Source organism: Mycobacteriales bacterium (assembly GCA_035504215.1).
Taxonomy (GTDB): domain Bacteria; phylum Actinomycetota; class Actinomycetes; order JAFAQI01; family JAFAQI01; genus DATAUK01.
This window is the reverse complement of sequence record DATJSI010000097.1, coordinates 1-15,737: the sequence shown is the minus strand read 5'-3', so window position 1 is coordinate 15,737 and position 15,737 is coordinate 1. Positions and strand designations below refer to the sequence as shown.

General features: G+C 68.7%; 16 protein-coding genes. 6 read left to right on the top strand and 10 right to left on the bottom strand.

Features of this window, described 5'->3' with window-relative positions; translation table 11 throughout:
* Positions 1-7: 7 nt before the first annotated feature.
* The 9 genes from VME70_12160 to VME70_12120 all read right to left on the bottom strand — a co-directional run bounded on the left by VME70_12160 (position 8) and on the right by VME70_12120 (position 8,838).
* Positions 8-835: a carbohydrate ABC transporter permease gene (locus VME70_12160; GenBank protein HTW20951.1), complete on the bottom strand. Its 828-nt coding sequence runs from the start codon at positions 833-835 to the stop codon at positions 8-10.
* Entirely contained in the window at positions 832-1,731 is a 900-nt protein-coding gene (locus VME70_12155; protein HTW20950.1) for a sugar ABC transporter permease, read from the bottom strand. Before VME70_12155 ends, VME70_12160 begins: the two co-directional genes overlap by 4 nt.
* A gap of 111 nt (positions 1,732-1,842) precedes the next feature.
* The gene (locus tag VME70_12150) at positions 1,843-3,174 is read right to left on the bottom strand and encodes an extracellular solute-binding protein (GenBank protein ID HTW20949.1); all 1,332 of its coding nucleotides are present in this window, start codon (positions 3,172-3,174) and stop codon (positions 1,843-1,845) included.
* Between the two features lie 383 nt (positions 3,175-3,557).
* Positions 3,558-4,736 carry a sn-glycerol-3-phosphate ABC transporter ATP-binding protein UgpC gene (gene ugpC / locus VME70_12145; protein ID HTW20948.1) on the bottom strand — a complete coding sequence of 393 codons (1,179 nt, stop codon included), beginning with the start codon at positions 4,734-4,736 and terminating at the stop codon, positions 3,558-3,560.
* A gap of 76 nt (positions 4,737-4,812) precedes the next feature.
* Entirely contained in the window at positions 4,813-5,298 is a 486-nt protein-coding gene (locus VME70_12140) for a VOC family protein (GenBank protein HTW20947.1), read from the bottom strand.
* Positions 5,291-6,427, bottom strand: coding sequence for an isocitrate/isopropylmalate family dehydrogenase (locus VME70_12135; GenBank protein HTW20946.1), 1,137 nt, complete (start codon positions 6,425-6,427; stop codon positions 5,291-5,293). The genes VME70_12140 and VME70_12135 overlap by 8 nt, the downstream gene beginning before the upstream one ends.
* Complete coding sequence (locus VME70_12130; protein HTW20945.1) at positions 6,424-7,212, bottom strand: glucose 1-dehydrogenase; 789 nt, start codon at positions 7,210-7,212, stop codon at positions 6,424-6,426. Before VME70_12130 ends, VME70_12135 begins: the two co-directional genes overlap by 4 nt.
* Complete coding sequence (locus VME70_12125) at positions 7,209-7,514, bottom strand: muconolactone Delta-isomerase family protein (GenBank protein ID HTW20944.1); 306 nt, start codon at positions 7,512-7,514, stop codon at positions 7,209-7,211. The genes VME70_12130 and VME70_12125 overlap by 4 nt, the downstream gene beginning before the upstream one ends.
* Positions 7,515-7,794: 280 nt before the next feature.
* Positions 7,795-8,838: a LacI family DNA-binding transcriptional regulator gene (locus VME70_12120; protein HTW20943.1), complete on the bottom strand. Its 1,044-nt coding sequence runs from the start codon at positions 8,836-8,838 to the stop codon at positions 7,795-7,797.
* A 252-nt stretch (positions 8,839-9,090) separates the two neighbouring features.
* On the opposite strand from VME70_12120, the gene VME70_12115 reads away from it, so the two are divergent.
* The 5 genes from VME70_12115 to VME70_12095 are packed head-to-tail and all read left to right on the top strand — an operon-like array spanning position 9,091 to position 13,794.
* A complete protein-coding gene (locus tag VME70_12115) occupies positions 9,091-10,200 on the top strand; it encodes a mandelate racemase/muconate lactonizing enzyme family protein (GenBank protein HTW20942.1) in 1,110 nt (369 codons plus the stop codon).
* Positions 10,201-10,215: 15 nt separating this feature from the next.
* Positions 10,216-11,217, top strand: coding sequence for a thiamine pyrophosphate-dependent dehydrogenase E1 component subunit alpha (locus tag VME70_12110; protein ID HTW20941.1), 1,002 nt, complete (start codon positions 10,216-10,218; stop codon positions 11,215-11,217).
* Positions 11,214-12,203, top strand: a complete 990-nt coding sequence (locus VME70_12105) for a transketolase C-terminal domain-containing protein (protein HTW20940.1) — start codon at positions 11,214-11,216, stop codon at positions 12,201-12,203. The genes VME70_12110 and VME70_12105 overlap by 4 nt, the downstream gene beginning before the upstream one ends.
* On the top strand, positions 12,203-13,036 hold the full coding sequence (locus VME70_12100) for an SMP-30/gluconolactonase/LRE family protein (protein ID HTW20939.1): 834 nt from the start codon (positions 12,203-12,205) through the stop codon (positions 13,034-13,036). Before VME70_12105 ends, VME70_12100 begins: the two co-directional genes overlap by 1 nt.
* The gene (locus VME70_12095) at positions 13,033-13,794 is read left to right on the top strand and encodes an SDR family NAD(P)-dependent oxidoreductase (protein ID HTW20938.1); all 762 of its coding nucleotides are present in this window, start codon (positions 13,033-13,035) and stop codon (positions 13,792-13,794) included. Before VME70_12100 ends, VME70_12095 begins: the two co-directional genes overlap by 4 nt.
* A 21-nt stretch (positions 13,795-13,815) precedes the next feature.
* On the opposite strand, the gene VME70_12090 is transcribed toward VME70_12095, so the two are convergent.
* The gene (locus tag VME70_12090) at positions 13,816-14,652 is read right to left on the bottom strand and encodes an SMP-30/gluconolactonase/LRE family protein (protein HTW20937.1); all 837 of its coding nucleotides are present in this window, start codon (positions 14,650-14,652) and stop codon (positions 13,816-13,818) included.
* A 176-nt stretch (positions 14,653-14,828) separates the two neighbouring features.
* Between VME70_12090 and VME70_12085 the strand changes: the two genes are divergently transcribed.
* Positions 14,829-15,566 (top strand): SDR family oxidoreductase, encoded by a 738-nt coding sequence (locus VME70_12085; protein HTW20936.1) that lies wholly within the window; start codon positions 14,829-14,831, stop codon positions 15,564-15,566.
* The last annotated feature ends 171 nt before the right edge of the window (positions 15,567-15,737 follow it).

Below are 15,737 nucleotides of genomic sequence, written 5' to 3'. Positions count from 1 at the left end.
TCACCGGTCAGCGGATGGCTCCGGCCAGCATGCCGCGGATGAAGACCCGAGCACTGACCAGGTAGACCAGCAGCGTCGGCACCGCACCGATCAGCAGCCCCGCCATGATGACCGGTACGTCGCTGCTGAACTTGCCGGACAGGTTCGCAAGCGTCGGAGTCACCATCTCGTTGTTCGGCTGGTGCAGCAGGACCAGGCTGATGAACAGCTCGTTCCAGATGTTCAGGAAGGTGAGGATCCCGACCGTCACGATGCCGGGCTTGGCGATCGGCAGCACGACCCGGATGAAGATGCGGGTCCAGCTGCCCCCGTCGACGCGCGCGGCCTCGATCACCGAGTCCGGGATCGCGCGGAAGTTCGAGCGCAACAGGTAGGTGCCGTACGGAATGCTGATGGCGGTGTAGAGGAAGATCGCCGGTGCGAAGTTGTTGGCCAGCCCCATGTGCGCGATCCGCACGTAGAGCGGCAGCAGGACCACGATGCCCGGCATGAACATCACCGTGAGCATCACCCAGAACAAGAAGTTCCCGAGCTTCACCGGTGTCTTGGTGAGCACGAATGCCATCAGTGCCGAGCAGAGAGTGGCCAGGATGACGGCAGGCACCACGACGATGATCGAGTGCAGGATGCTCTGGAAGAACGGGACCTGCGAGAGCAGCGAGTGGTAGTCCGCCGTCGTGAAGTGCTTCGGCAGGCCGTACGGACTCACCTCGAACTGCTGCGTCGTGCGCATGCTGTTCAACGCCATGAACACCAGCGGGTAGATGGTCGAGATCCCGATCAGGCAGAGCAGGACGAAGACCGCTGCGCGCCCGATCCGTGAGGTCGTGGTCATGCCCCTTGCACCTCACGTTGGGGAAAGAGCTTGACCTGAGCCGCCGTGAGCACCAGCACGACGACGAACAGCAGGGCGGCCAGTGCGGCGCCGTACCCGAACTGGCCGTTCTCGAAGGTGGTCAGGTAGGTGAAGTAGTCCAGCGTCGTGGTCGAGAAGCCGGGACCGCCCGCCGTGATGACGAACACGAAGCCGAACAGCGAGGTGAAGGTGTAGATCACGTTGATCACACTGAGGAACTGCAGCGCGCCCGAGATCATCGGGATGGTGATCGACCACAGCCGGCGCCACCAGCCGGCTCCGTCGATCTCGGCCGCGTCGTACAGCGACTGGTCGATCGTGGTCATCGCCGAGAGGATGACCACCATCCCGAACCCGAACGACGACCAGACCAGCGCCACGATGACCACGAACCGGGCGGCGAACGGGTGGGTCAGCCATGGATAGTTCCCGAGGCCGAACGGGCTGAGCACCTTGTCGACCAGGCCACCCGGCAGGAAGAAGGTGCTGAACAGTACGCCGATGATGACCGGTGAGAGCACGTTCGGGATGAAGAACAGGAAGCGGAAGACCCGCCAGCCGGCCACCTTCTCGAAGACCAGCACCGCCACCAGCAGCGACGAAACCAGGATCAGCGGCACCGAGATGAGGAAGATCAGCGAGTTCTTGAACACCTGGGTGATCACCGGGTTGTCGAAGATCAGCCGGTAGTTCTCCAGCCCGATCCAGCTGCTGGTGAGGCCGTCCCAGTTCGTGAAGCTGTGAAAGACCGTGTCGACGATCGGGATGACCAGCAGCCCGACAACGAGGATCGCCGCCGGCAGGATCGCGACATAGGGGAAGATGTTGCGCCGGCGCCGCTGGGTCTGCTCGGGTGGCGACGAGGTCGGTTGCACGGGTCGCATCCTCGCTGGGGTTGAGCCGGAGTGTCTACTGTGCCCACCGCGAGGTTGGTTCGACCCGGCCGGGTTCCGATCCGCAGCCGAGCCGACCCAACGTCTCGCGCGCTATCCGGTCGAGGCGGTCGCCAGATAGCTCTTCATCTGCGTCTGCATGCTCGATGCCGCCTTCTGCGGGCTGAGCGATCCACCGAAGACGGCCGAGTTCGTCTGGTACCAGTACGAGTCGATCGTGCCGGGCATCACGTTGTCGAAGGCCTCACCGGTCACGTAGTGCTGCAGCCGGATGTACTTGTAGATGTCGACGAGCAGCGGCTGGGACGTGTCGAACGACGCGGTCGGCTTGAAGGACACGTTGTTCGGGTACTGGCCGAGCTCCTGTGCCGACAGCAGCTGCACCTTCAGCGAGGTGAGGAACGTGATCAGCTTGACGTCGTCCGCGATGTGCTTGGAGTTCTTGAACACGACGTAAGCGTTGTTCGGGCCACCGGAGAGGCTCTTGGTGAACTCCGACCCCGGCAGCGAGGGAATCGGGAACAGCCCCACGTTCGAGCCGAGGCCCTTCTCGAACTGGCTGTTGAAGAACCCGGCGGTGAAGGTCATCGCTGCCTTGCCGGCCGCAAAGTCGGCGATCCCGTTGGCGTTGGGCAGCGACGGTGCGTCGGAGTTGGTGAGGCCCTGCGCGAACAGGCTGTGCCAGGCTTCGTACGGCTTGATCAGCGTCGGTGAGTCCAGCGACGCCTGGCCGTTGAACATCTTCAGCACGCCGGCGTCGCCGACCAGGCCCGAAATGAACGAGTCCTGGGTCCACGCGCCGGTGTAGCCCTCCTTCTCGCCGATATCGAACGGCGTGATGCCCTTCGACTTCAGCGTGTGGGCGTCGGCCAGCAGGCCCGCCCACGTGGTGGGAAGCGTCGTGATGCCGGCCTTCTGGAAGTCCTTCTTGTTGTAGTACACCGAGTACCAGTAGCCGGCGCCGAAGGGAACGCCCCAGATCGCTCCGTCGGTCTTCGTGCCGTAACCATCGGTCACGTAGGTCCAGCCGGTGAGCGAGTTGATGTACGACGACGGGAGGTACTGCCGCAGGTCGACCAGGTATTTGCCGTTCTGGATGACCTGACCGCCGACGTACATCTGCCCGATGTCCGGAGTGGTGCCCGCGGTCTCGGAGGACTGCAGCAGGGTGTCGAACGGGGTCGATGCGTCGCACTGCTCCTGGATGATCTTGACCTTGAACCCAGGGTTGGTCTGCTCGAAGAGGTTGACCCCCTTCGTCAGGAACGACTTCGCGGCCGGTACGCCGCACGAGCCGGAGGCAAGGGCGTCGTTCCAGACCGTGATGGTCGGTTCGCTGCCGCCCGAGCCGCCGCCACCGCCGCTCGAGGAGCTGGAGCAGGCGGCGGCCAGCACGGCCACTGCAGCAACGACGACGAATCCCACCCGCGTCCGTCGAAACCGCCGGCTCGCACCGCTCGTGGACTCTGGACTGATCATGGCCGTGTTCATCGCACCCTCGACGTCTCGAGCCGATCGGATTCCATCCGCACCCCGCCAGCGGACGGACCGTGGCGTCTGAGTAGAACCGATTCCAGGATCGATGTCAAGCGCATCCGGCGATGCCTCGCCGACCGCTCGTGACAGCCGCCCGGCACGGCCCCGGCCGGCCCGTGGCGGGCCACTCGGAAGGCGTCTCATCCGTTGGTATTCCTGGGAAAAGGGCAGCCTGAAGTGGACCGGCCCCGCTACGCCGGGCGAGCCGACCCGTCGCCGCAACCGCATCCAGGGAACCGTTGCCGAACCGTGACCGGCTCCGGTCCCCGAAGTCACCGAACGATGGCCTGCTGGGTCTCCCGGTCGAAGAAGTGCATGCGCTCGGCGTGGACGAGGAACTCCGTGCGGTCGCCGGCCCTGATGCGCAGGCGCGGTTGGACCCTCGCAATGCCTTCGCCGCGCACCGCAAGCTCGCCTGAGTCGTCCAGCTCGTCGTTGGGATTGTCCTGGGCGGAGTCGACGTGCACGCGTTCGGCATCGATCGAGAAGTGCACCAACAGCTCGGATCCCAGCGCTTCGACGAGCACCGCCTCCGCTCGCAGCGTGTGAGACCCGGGGGCCGCACCGTCCGCCGCCGGAAGGTCCTCCGGGCGGATCCCGACGACGACGCCACGGCCGCCGTACGCTCGCACGCCCGGCCGTGCCCGGTGCACCTGCTCGGGCAGGGCGATCTGCTGGGAGCCGATCGTGACCGAGCTTGCATCCGGGCTCAGCACTGCCTCGAACAGGTTCATGGCCGGGGAACCGATGAAGGCGGCCACGAACAGGTTGTTCGGCCAGTCGTAGAGCGTCTGCGGGTGGTCGCACTGCTGGAGCGTGCCGGACCTGAGCACCGCGACCCGGTCCCCCATCGTCATCGCCTCGGTCTGGTCGTGCGTGACGTAGAGCGTCGCGACGCCGATCCGCCGCTGGATCCGGCTCACCTCCGAACGCATCTGCACGCGCAGCTTCGCGTCGAGGTTCGACAACGGCTCGTCCATCAGGAACACCGCGGGATCACGCACGATCGCCCGGCCCATCGCCACCCGCTGGCGCTGCCCGCCGGACAGCTGGCCGGGCTTGCGGTCCATCCACTCGGTCAGGCCGAGGATGGCCGCTGCTTCCACGACCTTGCGCTGGGTCTCCGCCCTCGGCACGCGGCGCAGCTTGAGCGCAAACGCGATGTTCTCCGCCACGGTCATATGGGGATAGAGCGCGTAGTTCTGGAACACCATCGCCACGTCGCGATCCTTTGACGTGACGTTGTTGACAACGCGGTCGCCGATCCGCAGCGTGCCCGAGGTGATCTCCTCGAGCCCGGCGACCATCCGCAGCGCCGTCGTCTTGCCGCAGCCCGACGGGCCGACCAGCACCATGAACTCGCCTTCGGCGACGTCGAGGCTCAGCTCGCGGATCGCTTCGTAGCCGTTCGGGTAGACCTTGCCGACCCGGTCGATCGTTATCGGTGCCATCCACACCCCTCCGATGGCTCCCAGGATGGCAGCACAACGCGCCCCGGTGTGCTGATCCCTACCTTGCCGGCTCGGCTCATGAGGTCAGTCGCAGCAGGGCGTCCGCGGCCGTGCCCGGCGCGGGCTGGAACAGCTCGAGGGTGATTCCGTCAGGGTCGCGCAGGTAGAGCCCGTAGCCGCCCGCGTTGACACCGGTGTCGATGGGAACGGGTGGGCTGAACAGCTCGACGCCGGCCTGCACGAGCCGCTCGTGGACGGCGACGAGGTCGGCGACCACGAAGCAAAGATGGGCGTTCCCGATCCGGCGTGGTTCGAGCTCCGCATCGAGCAGGTCGGGAGCTCGATACTCGAACAGCTCGATCACGTGGCGACCGGCGGCGTCGTACAGGTGGGCCATCCGCACCGAAGCATTGGGATAGCCGACGATTGCGGCGAGATAGCCGCCGACCTTCTCCTGCTCCATGATCACGCTGCAGCCGAGTACGTCGCGATAGAACGCGACCGATCGGTCGAGGTCGCGCACCGTCAGCCCGGTGTGGTGCACGGCGCCGATGTCACCCACGGTCCGCTCCTTCCGCTGCGGCCAGCGCGGCTGAGACAGCGCGCGCGGCTTCGATCGTGGTCGCCGTACCCCCGACGTCGGGAGTGCGCCCGGCAGAGGTACTGAGCGCGAGGCGAACCGCGCGCTCCAGCCGGTCTGCAGCCGCCTCGGCGCCGAGATGACGGAGCATCAGTGCGGCTGACAACAGCTGTGCCATCGGGTTGGCGATGCCACGGCCGGTGATGTCCGGCGCCGAGCCGTGCACCGGCTCGAACATCGACGGGAGATCGCCGTCGATGTTGAGGTTTGCCGATGGCGCCAGCCCCAAGCTGCCCATCAAGGCGGCACCGAGGTCCGCGAGGATGTCCCCGAACAGGTTCGACGCGACGATGACATCGAGGTCATGGGGCGAGCGCACCAAGCGGGCCGCGAGCGCGTCGATGTGCACGGACTCAAGGTTCACGTCGGGATAGTCGGTCGCGACGTCGCGTACGACCGCGTCCCAGAACGTCATCGAGTAGCGCAGCGCGTTCGACTTCGTCGCCGACACCAGCCGCCCGCGGCGGCTGCGCGCGGTGTCGAACGCCAGCCGGATCACCCGCTCGGCACCCATGCGGGTGAAGACCGAAGACTCGATCGCGACCTCGCGGTCGCCGCCCGAGAACAGCCGCCCGCCGACTCCGGCGTACTCCCCTTCGTTGTTCTCCCGGACGATCAGGAAGTCGAATCGCTCCCCATTGCGCAGCGGCCCGGCGATGCCGTCGAACGACATGATCGGACGCAGGTTCACCGCCTGGCGGAAGCGCTGGCGGATCGGCAGCAACAGCCCCCAGAGCGAGGCGTCGTCAGGAACCCTGGGGTCACCGACCGCGCCCAGCAGGATCGCGTCCTGACCGACCAGGCCGTCGAGGTCGGCCGGCTCCAGGTAGCTGCCGAGCGACAGGTAGCGGTCGGTCCCCCAGTCCAGATGCGTCCAGCGCACGTCCAACCCCTCGTCCGCGGCGAGCGCGTCGAGGACCTCGATGGTCGGCGGCATGATCTCCCGGCCGATCCCGTCACCGGGAAGCACCGCGATCCGGAACGGCCCGGTCCGCGAGTTGCGCATGCCGGGGTCGGCCGGTTCGACGCCGGGCACGGCGGTCTGGCTCACTGCGGCCTCGTGACTTCGCCGTCGATCGGCACGCACGTGAGCGCGCCGTCGATCGTGACGCAGGCACCGTTGATGAAGCCGGCCTCCGCCGAGCAGAGGAACACCGCAAGCTTGCCGATCTCGTCGGGCTCCCCGAGCCGGCCGGCCGGAGTCGTGCGAAGCACTCGATCCTCGTCCACGACGCCGAGGGCGACGTCGGCGTCCCACATCGGCGTGCGCTGGACACCCGGTGCGATCGCGTTCGCCCGCACGCCGTACGGCGCCCACTCGGCAGCGGCGACCTTGGTCATCATGATCACGGCCGCCTTGGCCGCGCAGTAGGCGATCCGGCCCGGGTTCGAGGAGAAACCGCGGATCGAGGAGATCGACACCACCGAACCGGAGCGCTGCGGCAGCAGGTAGCGAGTCGACGCGCGCATGCAGTTGAAGACCCCGGTCTGCATCACGCCGATGCTGCGGTCCCAGACGTCGTCGGTGACGTCCTTGATGTGCGGGCCCACGAAGGACACGCCCGCGTTGTTGACCACGATGTCGAGCCGCCCGAAGTCCGCGTGCACCCGCTCGAACGCCGAGTCGACGTCGGCCGAGCGCGAAACGTCGACGACATAGCTACGAGCCGGTACGCCGATCGCCTGCAGCTGTTCGGCCGCGGCCGCGGCGGCGTCCGCGTCGACGTCGAACACTGCCACGCCCGCGCCGGCCCGGGCCAGCTCCTCGGCGATCGCACGCCCGATCCCCTTGCCGGCGCCGGTGACGATCCCGACCTGGTCCCCGAGCGCGCTCACCGGCCCACCTCGGCGAGCACCGGAGCGAGCGGATGGTCGGCGAGCGCGAGGGTCTCGATCGCCATGTAGGGGAACAACGGCAGCGAGCTCAGCGCCTCGTGCAGGGCGGTCGCGTCCGCCGCCTGCCAGATGCCGACGTTCCCGAAGGTGCCGGGCACGCGCCAGATCTCGTGGATGGTGCCGGCCCGCACCAGCTCCGCTCCCCGGCTCCGCTCGGCGTCGAGCAGCGACCGGCGAGTCGCCGGATCGGTGCCGGGCGGCAGGTTCACCTGGATCCGCACCAGGAACCGCTGGGTCTGCATACCGATCACAATCGCTCGTCCGCTGGCGTCTTCACCCCGGTGCCGCCGGGTGAACACCATCGGCCGGGAGCACGATCGTGTCCCGGGCAACCGGCCCTGTCAAGGCGAACGGGCCGGTTGGTCGGAAACGATTCCCTGCCGTTATCGACGCCCGATGTCGCGACCGGCGGGAACCGTTGACCGTGCTGGACAGCTGTTCGCGCCCGCGGCGCGAAGCTGTCGGCGACGTGGAGCCGCTGCTGGTCGAGGGCTGGAAATGGTTCCGACCGCTCGGTATCAACTACTCAGCCGCGCGGGCGCCCGGCCGCTTCGGGGGCGCGGCGCAGCTGCCGGCCGGCACGAACTCCGTCGGCACCGTCACGGTGCGCGGCTCGGCGCCCTCGATCTGCTCGAGCAGGAGAGCGGCCGCCTGGCGACCGACCTCGATCGGGTCGCGGACCACGCAGGCCAGCGGCGGCTCGAGGAACTCGGCCAGCGGCACCGTGTCGAAGGTCACCAGGCTGACGTCGTCGGGAATCCGCCGGCCGAGGTCACGCAACGCCCGCATCACCCCTTGCAGGATCTGGTTTCCGCCGACGATCACCGCGGTCGGTGGACGTGGCTCGGCGAATGCCGCGAGCGTCGCGTCGTACCCGTGCTCGGCGGAGTACGAGCCGGCCCGCACGTTCAGCGTCGCCCCGGACCGGCCTTTGACCGCGCGGCGCACCGCGGCCGCCCGCTCCCTGGACGGCCGGACATTCGGTGCGCCGTTGATCAGCGCGAGCCGGCGATGGCCGAGGTCGAGCAGGTGCTCGGCGGCGGGCACCATGCCCTCGGCGTGGTTGTGGACGACCGCCCCGGCCGGGATGTCGGCCGGCAGCGAACGGTCGATCAGCACGATCGGCCCTTCGAACTTGCGCAGCACGTCGAGCGTTCGAGGATGCCGCTCGTCGGCGAGGGAGAGGACCAGACCGTCCACCCGACGCAGCTCGAAGTGCCGGATGTGCTCGGCGTCGAGCGCGGGGTCGCCGCGGGAGTTGCTCATCAGCAGGCTGTAGCCCGCCTTGCGCAGCTCGGTCACCGCGCCGGCGGAGTTCGCCGCGATCACCGGGTTGGCGACGTCGATCGCGACGAACCCGATCGACATCGTCCGGCCGCTGCGCATGCTCTGCGCGATCAGGTCCCGCTCGTAGCCGAGCGCCGCGACCGCGTCCTCGACCCGGTTGCGCATCACGGTGCTGACGTCGGGGTTGCCGGAGAGCACTCGCGACACCGAAGAGATCGCAACACCGGCGCGTTCGGCCACGTCGCGCATACCGACGCGCCGGCCGTTTCGAGCGGTCACGACGACCCTGTCCCCATCGCTATCCCCGCCTTGGGCGACGATTGTCGCTCGGACCTTACCAGCCGGCGGTGGCCACAACTGCAATCCGTTCCGGTGCGGCATTGACCAGTCAGATGTAGTCGCGATGGAGACTGAACGAACATTCGATGCGGGGGTTAACCGGTCAGATCCCTCGCTGGGTGCGCCGGCACTGTGCGACACTCTGGCGAAACGTTTCCAGCACGTTGGTGAGACGAGCATCGAGGACCCGCGGTGAGGATCGATCGAGTCGAGACCGTCCCGGTGGTCGCGCCGCTCGCGCGCGAGTACCGCGGCAGCCACTACCGGATGACCCATCGGGCGACGCTGATCGTCCGGCTGCACGTCGCGGGCGGCTTGGTCGGCGAAGCGTACGTCGCAGACGAGGACCGGACCCTGCAGGAGATCAAGGCAGTGGTCGACGACGAGATCGCGCCGCTGGTCGTCGGCCGGGACGTGCGCGGCATCGAAGCGCTGTGGGAGCTCGGGTACCGCGCGACCTTCGACATCCTGCGCGACCGCCGGATCGGCCTGGTGGCGCTCGCCGGGTTGGACACCGCCGCGTGGGACGCGCTCGGCAAGGCGCTCAACTGCCCGTTGTGGCGGTTGTGGGGTGGCTACCGCGACGCGGTGCCGATGGTGGTCATCGGCGGCTATTACGGCCAGACCGATGCCGACCTCGTCGCGGAGGTGGAGGGCTATCTCGAGATCGGCCTGGCCGGGATGAAGCTGAAGGTGGGTGGCCTGTCCCCCGCGGAGGACGCGGCCCGGGTCGAGACCGTGCGCAAGACGGCCGGGCCGGACTTCGTGCTGACGATCGACGCGAACCAGGGCTACTCGGTGGCCGACGCGGTCGAGCTGGCCCGCCGCTGCGCCGACCTCGACGTGACCTGGTTCGAGGAGCCGGTGCGCTGGCACAACGACCGGCGATCGCTTCGCGACGTGCGCTACCTCGGCGGGCTGCCGGTTGCGGCCGGGCAGTCGGAGTACACCGTGAGCGGCTGCCGCGACCTCATGGAGGCCGGCGCGATCGACTTCTGCAACTTCGACGCCTCGTGGTCGGGCGGCCCGACCGCCTGGCGGCGGATGGCCGCGGTCGCCCTGGCCTACGACGTACGCGTCGCCCATCACGAGGAACCGCACGTGGCGGCGCACCTGATCGCGAGCCAACCGCACGGGACGTTCGCCGAGTGCTTCCACCCGGACCGCGACCCCTTCTGGTGGAATCTGGTCGTCAACCGGCCCACACTGTCCGGCGGCATGCTGAAGCTGCCGGACGCGCCGGGGCTGGGCTGGCAGCTGGACTGGGACTACGTCGCCGCGCACAGAGCGGATCGAGAGTGACGAGGAGCATGAACAGTGGGCACCGCTAGCGAGATCCCGACCAGCTGGCCGACCGTCCACGACTCGCTGACCGCCGACGCCACCGCGCTGTTGCGGACGATGCGGCTGATCCGCGGGTTCGAGGACGGCGTGCAGACGCTGTTTCTCAAGGGCCTGGTTCGCGGCAGCACGCATCTCTACAGCGGCCAGGAGGCGGTCGCCGTCGGCGTGTGTGCGGCCATGCAGCCACAGGACACGATGACCTGCACCTACCGCGGCCACGGCGCCGTCATCGCGATCGGATCCGAGCTCGACCGCTGCTTCGCGGAGATCCTCGGCCGCGAGCTCGGGCTGTGCCATGGCAAGGGCGGCTCCATGCACCTGACCGATGTCGCGAGAGGCGCGCTCGGTTCCAACGCCATCGTGGGCGCGAACCTGCCCATCTCGCTCGGCGCGGCCTACGCGTCGCAGGTGCTCGGCACCGGCTCGGTCGCGGTTGCGTTCTTCGGCGACGGCGCCAGCAACATCGGCGCCTTCCACGAGAGCCTGAACATGGCCGCGGTGTGGAAGCTCCCTGTGCTGTTCGTACTGGAGAACAACCAGTACGGCGAGTACAGCGCCGTGGCCCAGACGACGGGGATCACGGTCCTCGCCGACCGTGCCGCCGCGTACGGGATACCCGGCGTGCGCGTCGACGGCAACGACGTGCGCACCATGCAGGCGGCCGCGGAATGGGCCCTCGACCACGCCCGGCGCGGCAACGGGCCGGTGTTGCTCGAGGCCAACACCTACCGTCATCACGGCCACTCCCGCAGCGACCAGGCGACCTACCGACCGACCGGTGAGCTCGACGAGTGGTTGGCGCGCGACCCGATCAGCCTCCTGCGGGATGCCTTGATCAGCCAGGGCCGGCTCGACTCCGGAGCCGACGACGAGGCGGCCGAGAGCGCCGCACGCGAGGTGTCGGAAGCAATGGACCGAGCGCTCGCCAGTCCCGAGCCCCGGCTGTCGGCACTCACGACGGACGTGTTCGCATGAGCGGCGAGGCGCGCGAAACCAACTACCGGCAAGCGGTCGGCCAGTCGATCGCGGCCGCGCTCGAGGCAGACCCGCGGGTCGTGTTCTTCGGCGAGGACGTCGCGGCTGCCGGTGGTGCGTTCAAGACGACGGTAGGACTGCTCGAGCGGTTCGGTCCGATGCGGGTGCGCGACACCCCGATCTCCGAGCAGGCGATCATCGGCACCGCGATCGGGGCGGCCTTGACCGGCCTTCGCCCGATCGCCGAGCTGATGTTCGCGGACTTCGCGGGGGTCGCCTACGACCAGCTGGCGAACCAGCTGGCGAAGCTGCGCTACATGACCGGCGGGCAGGGGACCCTTGCGGTCACCATCCGGCTCAGCAACGGCGCCGGCGGCGGCTTCGGCGCCCAGCACTCGCAGCCAGCGGAGAACTGGTTCCTCAACATTCCCGGCTTGAAAATCGCCGTGCCGGGAACGGTCGAGGACCTGTTCGGACTGATGCAGTCCGCGGTTGACGACGACAACCCCGTGCTCGTCTTCGAGCACAAGAACCTGTTCAACCTCAAGGGGACGCTGCCGGCCGGACGCGAGCTCGTCCCGCTCGGCGAGGCGGCCGTGGTGACCGAGGGCAGCGACGTGACCATCGTCGCAACCCAGCAGATGCGACACCGCTCGGCCGACGCAGCGGCCAAGCTGTCGGCGGAGGGCATCGAGGCCTGCGTGATCGACCCGCGCTGCCTCGTGCCGTTCGACGACGACGCCGTCGTCCGCTCGCTCGAGACCACCTCGCGGTTGCTCGTCGTACAAGAAGGGCCGCCGGACGGCGGCTGGGGCGCGTCGCTGGTGGCGCGCATGACCACTGGGCACTTCGAGCTGTTCGATGCCCCTCCCGTCCTGCTCACGTCGCCGGCGACACCGATCCCGTACGCCGAGAACCTCGAGAACGCATGGCTGCCGGACGTGGACGCGATCGTCGACGCGGCGAGGACTCTGGTCCGCTACTGATGCCGGCCGACTTCTCCCGGCACTCGGTTGCCGCCGCCGAGCTGTTCTTTCCGGAGGGGCTGCGCTGGCGCGACGGCTCGCTGTGGTTCTCCGACGTCTTCGGCGGCACGGTGTCGTGCCTGAGCCGGTCCGGAACCCGCGTGGTTGCCGAGGTTCCGGGCCAACCGAGCGGTCTCGGGTGGCTGCCGGACGGCACGTTGCTGGCCGTTTCCATGCAGGAGAAGGCGCTCCGCGCGGTGGCCGCCGACGGCTCGACCTCGACGTACGCCGACCTGTCCGAGGTGTGCCCGCAGCTCGCCAACGACATGGTCGTCGACGCACACGGCCGGGCGTACGTGGGCAACTACGGCTACGACGTCGATGCGGGTGCGCCGGTCGAGGCGACCCATCTCGTCCGGGTGAACCCCGACGGTGCTGTGCTCGTCGAGCCGCCCGAGGTGGTCTTCCCCAACGGCTGCGTCATCGTGGACGACGGCTGGACGCTGCTCGTCGCCGAGACGTTCGCGGACCGGGTGACCGAGATGTCGATCGGCCGCGACGGCGGGTTGTTCGACCCGAGACCGATCGTCGAGCTCCCGGCCGGCTCGGGGCCGGACGGCATCGCAGTGACCGCCGACGGGGTGATCTGGGTGCCCTGCGCGTACGGCGAACGAGCGGTCGCCGTGACGCGCGGCGGTGAGGTCGTCGACGAGATCCGGATCCCGGGGGTGGGCGTGAACTGCTGTGTGATCGGCGATGACGGACACACGTTGTTCGTCGCCGTCGCTCCGCTCGACGAAGTGGAGGCGGCGGCCCATCCGGCCGGCCGCATTCTCGCGGTGCCGCTCTCATGACCACGCCCGTGGCCGGAGGCCGCCCGAGCGTGATCGTCACCGGTGCCGCACGAGGGATCGGGGCCGCCACCGCGCGCCGACTTGCCGACGACGGAGCTGCGGTGATCGCCGTCGATCGGGACGCCGACCCGCTCGACGCCGTGGTGGGCGCGCTACCCGGTGACGGGCATCGCGCCTGGGCGACCGACCTGCGCGACCTCGCCGGCCACGACGCCCTGGTCGAGGCGGCGCTCTCGGCCGCGGACCGCTTTCTCGGCCTCGCGCATCTGGCCGCCGTACTTCGCCGGCGCGCGACGGTCGAGGAGGTGAGCGAGGAGGACTGGGACCTGCAGATCGACGTGAACCTCAAAGCCACCTTCTTCCTGAACCGCGCGGTTGCGACCGCGCTCGTTCGGCAGGGGCAAGGCGGGTCCATCGTCAACTTCACGTCACAGGCGTGGAACACGGGCGGGTTCGGCGGCGCCGTGGTCTACGCCACCACCAAGGGCGGAGTCGTGTCGATGTCGCGCGGGCTGGCTCGCACGTTCGCCCCGCACGGGGTCCGCGTCAACACCGTGGCCCCGGGATTCGTGGAGACGGAGATGATGCTCGGCGGGTTGTCCGAGCAGCAGATCGAGGACTTCCGGCAGATGGTTCCGCTCGGCCGGATGGCCGCGGTCGAGGAGCTGGCATCCACCGTGTCGTTCCTGATGGGCGACGACGCGCGCTACGTCACCGGGGCGACGCTCAACGTCACCGGTGGCCAGCTCATGTACTAGGCCACAGACCTCGAAGACCGGCTACAGGTCGTACGCCTCGATCCGGCCGGTCGGCGTCCGTGCGGCGTACTCCTCGTCGAGGGACGCGATGCCGAGGTAGAGCGTGGTGCCGTTCGGACCGCCGATCTCGGGGCAGTAGACGCCCTCGCCGGGGACCTCGATCTCGGCATCGATCTCGCCGGCCCGGGTGACCGCGATGGCCCGGCTGGAGAACGCGCACGCCACCCAGACCCGGCCCGCGCGATCGACGGCGATGCCGTCCGGACCGGAGCCCTTGGGCAGCTCCAGCAATGTCCGCGGGTCGGACAGGCCGCCGTCGGGAGCAACGGTCAGCTCGGTCAGCCGGTCGCCGAAGGTCTCGGCGATAACCATCGTCCGGCCGCCATCCACCAGCACGGTGCCGTTGGGGAACATCAGCTCCGGCGGCTCGACGTGCGTCGAACGGTCAGGGTCGACCCGAGCGATCCGGGTGAGTGCCTCGGCCTCACCGTGCTCGACGTCGAAGCCGTAATTGCCGACGTACGCCCGCCCCTGCGGGTCGACCAGCATGTCGTTCGCATACGCAGGCAGCAGGTGGGACAGGTCGGCGTAAAGGGTGAGGGCGCCGCCGGGTGCCACTGAGAGCACCGACCTGCGCTCCATCGCGACCACCAGCAGCGTGCCGTCCTTGGTCCAGCCGAGCCCACCTGGTCGGCCCGGCATCCGCGCAACCACCTCGTAGCCGCCACCGATCCGGCAGACCGTGCCGCCGTACTGGTCGGTGAACCAGAGCGCTCCGTCGCGCCAGCGCAAGCCTTCCGGAAAGTACAGCTCGGCCGCGACCACCCGGCCGTGCACGTCGACCCCCCCGACCGCCATCTGCCACTCCCCCGAACGATCCCGTCGTCGAACCCGGCAACCGAACGGCATGAAAACCTTTCCAGTCAAATCGAGCCGGGTTCTGCCGTTCCCCCGGACTAACCGTCAACTCGGTGGTCAAGCGCCCGAAGAACCGATTCCATCAAACCGCCATTCAACCTGGTACTGTGCTGGTTGTGGGCGATCGCCTGGCTGGACGGCGAGCGCTCATTACCGGCGCCGCCGGGGGCATCGGGGGAGCAATTGCCCAGGCGTTCCTCGACCAAAGCGCCGCCGTCCTCGGCCTGGACCTTGCCGAGGGCGGACCGGTGCCGGTCCTGACCGCCGACCTCGCCGACCCCACCGCGCTCGACCACATCGTGGCCGCGGCCAACGACCGGCTCGGCGGCGTCGACATCCTCGTCAACTGCGCCGGGGTCTCCATCCCGGAACCCGCAACGGCGCTACGCCGGGCGTCCTACGACCGCACCCTGCAGGTGAATCTGCACTCGCCGGTGTTCCTGATGAGCCGGCTCGGCGCGCAGATGGCCGAGCGGGGATATGGCCGCATCCTCAACATCACCAGCATCCACGGCCGGCTGAGCGAACCACTCTCGCTCGCCTACGACGTCTCGAAGGGCGGCCTCGAAGCCGCGACTCGCACGGTTGCGCTCGAGCTCGCCGGCTCCGGCGTACTCGTGAACGCGATCGCGCCCGGCTTCGTCGAGACGCCGATGTCGATCGTCGATGGTGAGAACGAGCTGGACAGCGAATGGTTCCAGTCGATCTACGTCGGTCACGAGCGGCTGCCGATCCGCCGCGCGGCACAACCGCCCGAGATCGCCGTACATGCCGTCTGGTTGTGCAGCGACGAGAACAGCTACCTCACGGGACAGACGATCACCGTTGACGGCGGGCTGTCCGCCCGGTTCTGACCGACGGCCCGCATCGTCGTTTCCCGGCCGCCCGCGGGTACGGTTGGATCATGAGGAAGCTCAGCCTCGGTCTTGCGCTCGCCCTGCTCGTCATCGTGGCCGGCTGCAGCTCTGGCAGCAGCGGGGGCAACGGCACCAGCGGCAACTCGACCACTCCGAGCGCGTCGAGCA

Bases quoted from the DNA above. Each gene is read 5' to 3' on its own strand.
- VME70_12090 (HTW20937.1), bottom strand. From the start codon at position 14,652: ATGGCGGTCGGGGGGGTCGACGTGCACGGCCGGGTGGTCGCGGCCGAG.
- VME70_12095 (HTW20938.1), top strand. From the start codon at position 13,033: ATGACCACGCCCGTGGCCGGAGGCCGCCCGAGCGTGATCGTCACCGGT.
- VME70_12125 (HTW20944.1), bottom strand. From the start codon at position 7,514: ATGCAGACCCAGCGGTTCCTGGTGCGGATCCAGGTGAACCTGCCGCCC.
- VME70_12160 (HTW20951.1), bottom strand. From the start codon at position 835: ATGACCACGACCTCACGGATCGGGCGCGCAGCGGTCTTCGTCCTGCTC.
- VME70_12100 (HTW20939.1), top strand. From the start codon at position 12,203: ATGCCGGCCGACTTCTCCCGGCACTCGGTTGCCGCCGCCGAGCTGTTC.
- ugpC (HTW20948.1), bottom strand. From the start codon at position 4,736: ATGGCACCGATAACGATCGACCGGGTCGGCAAGGTCTACCCGAACGGC.
- VME70_12105 (HTW20940.1), top strand. From the start codon at position 11,214: ATGAGCGGCGAGGCGCGCGAAACCAACTACCGGCAAGCGGTCGGCCAG.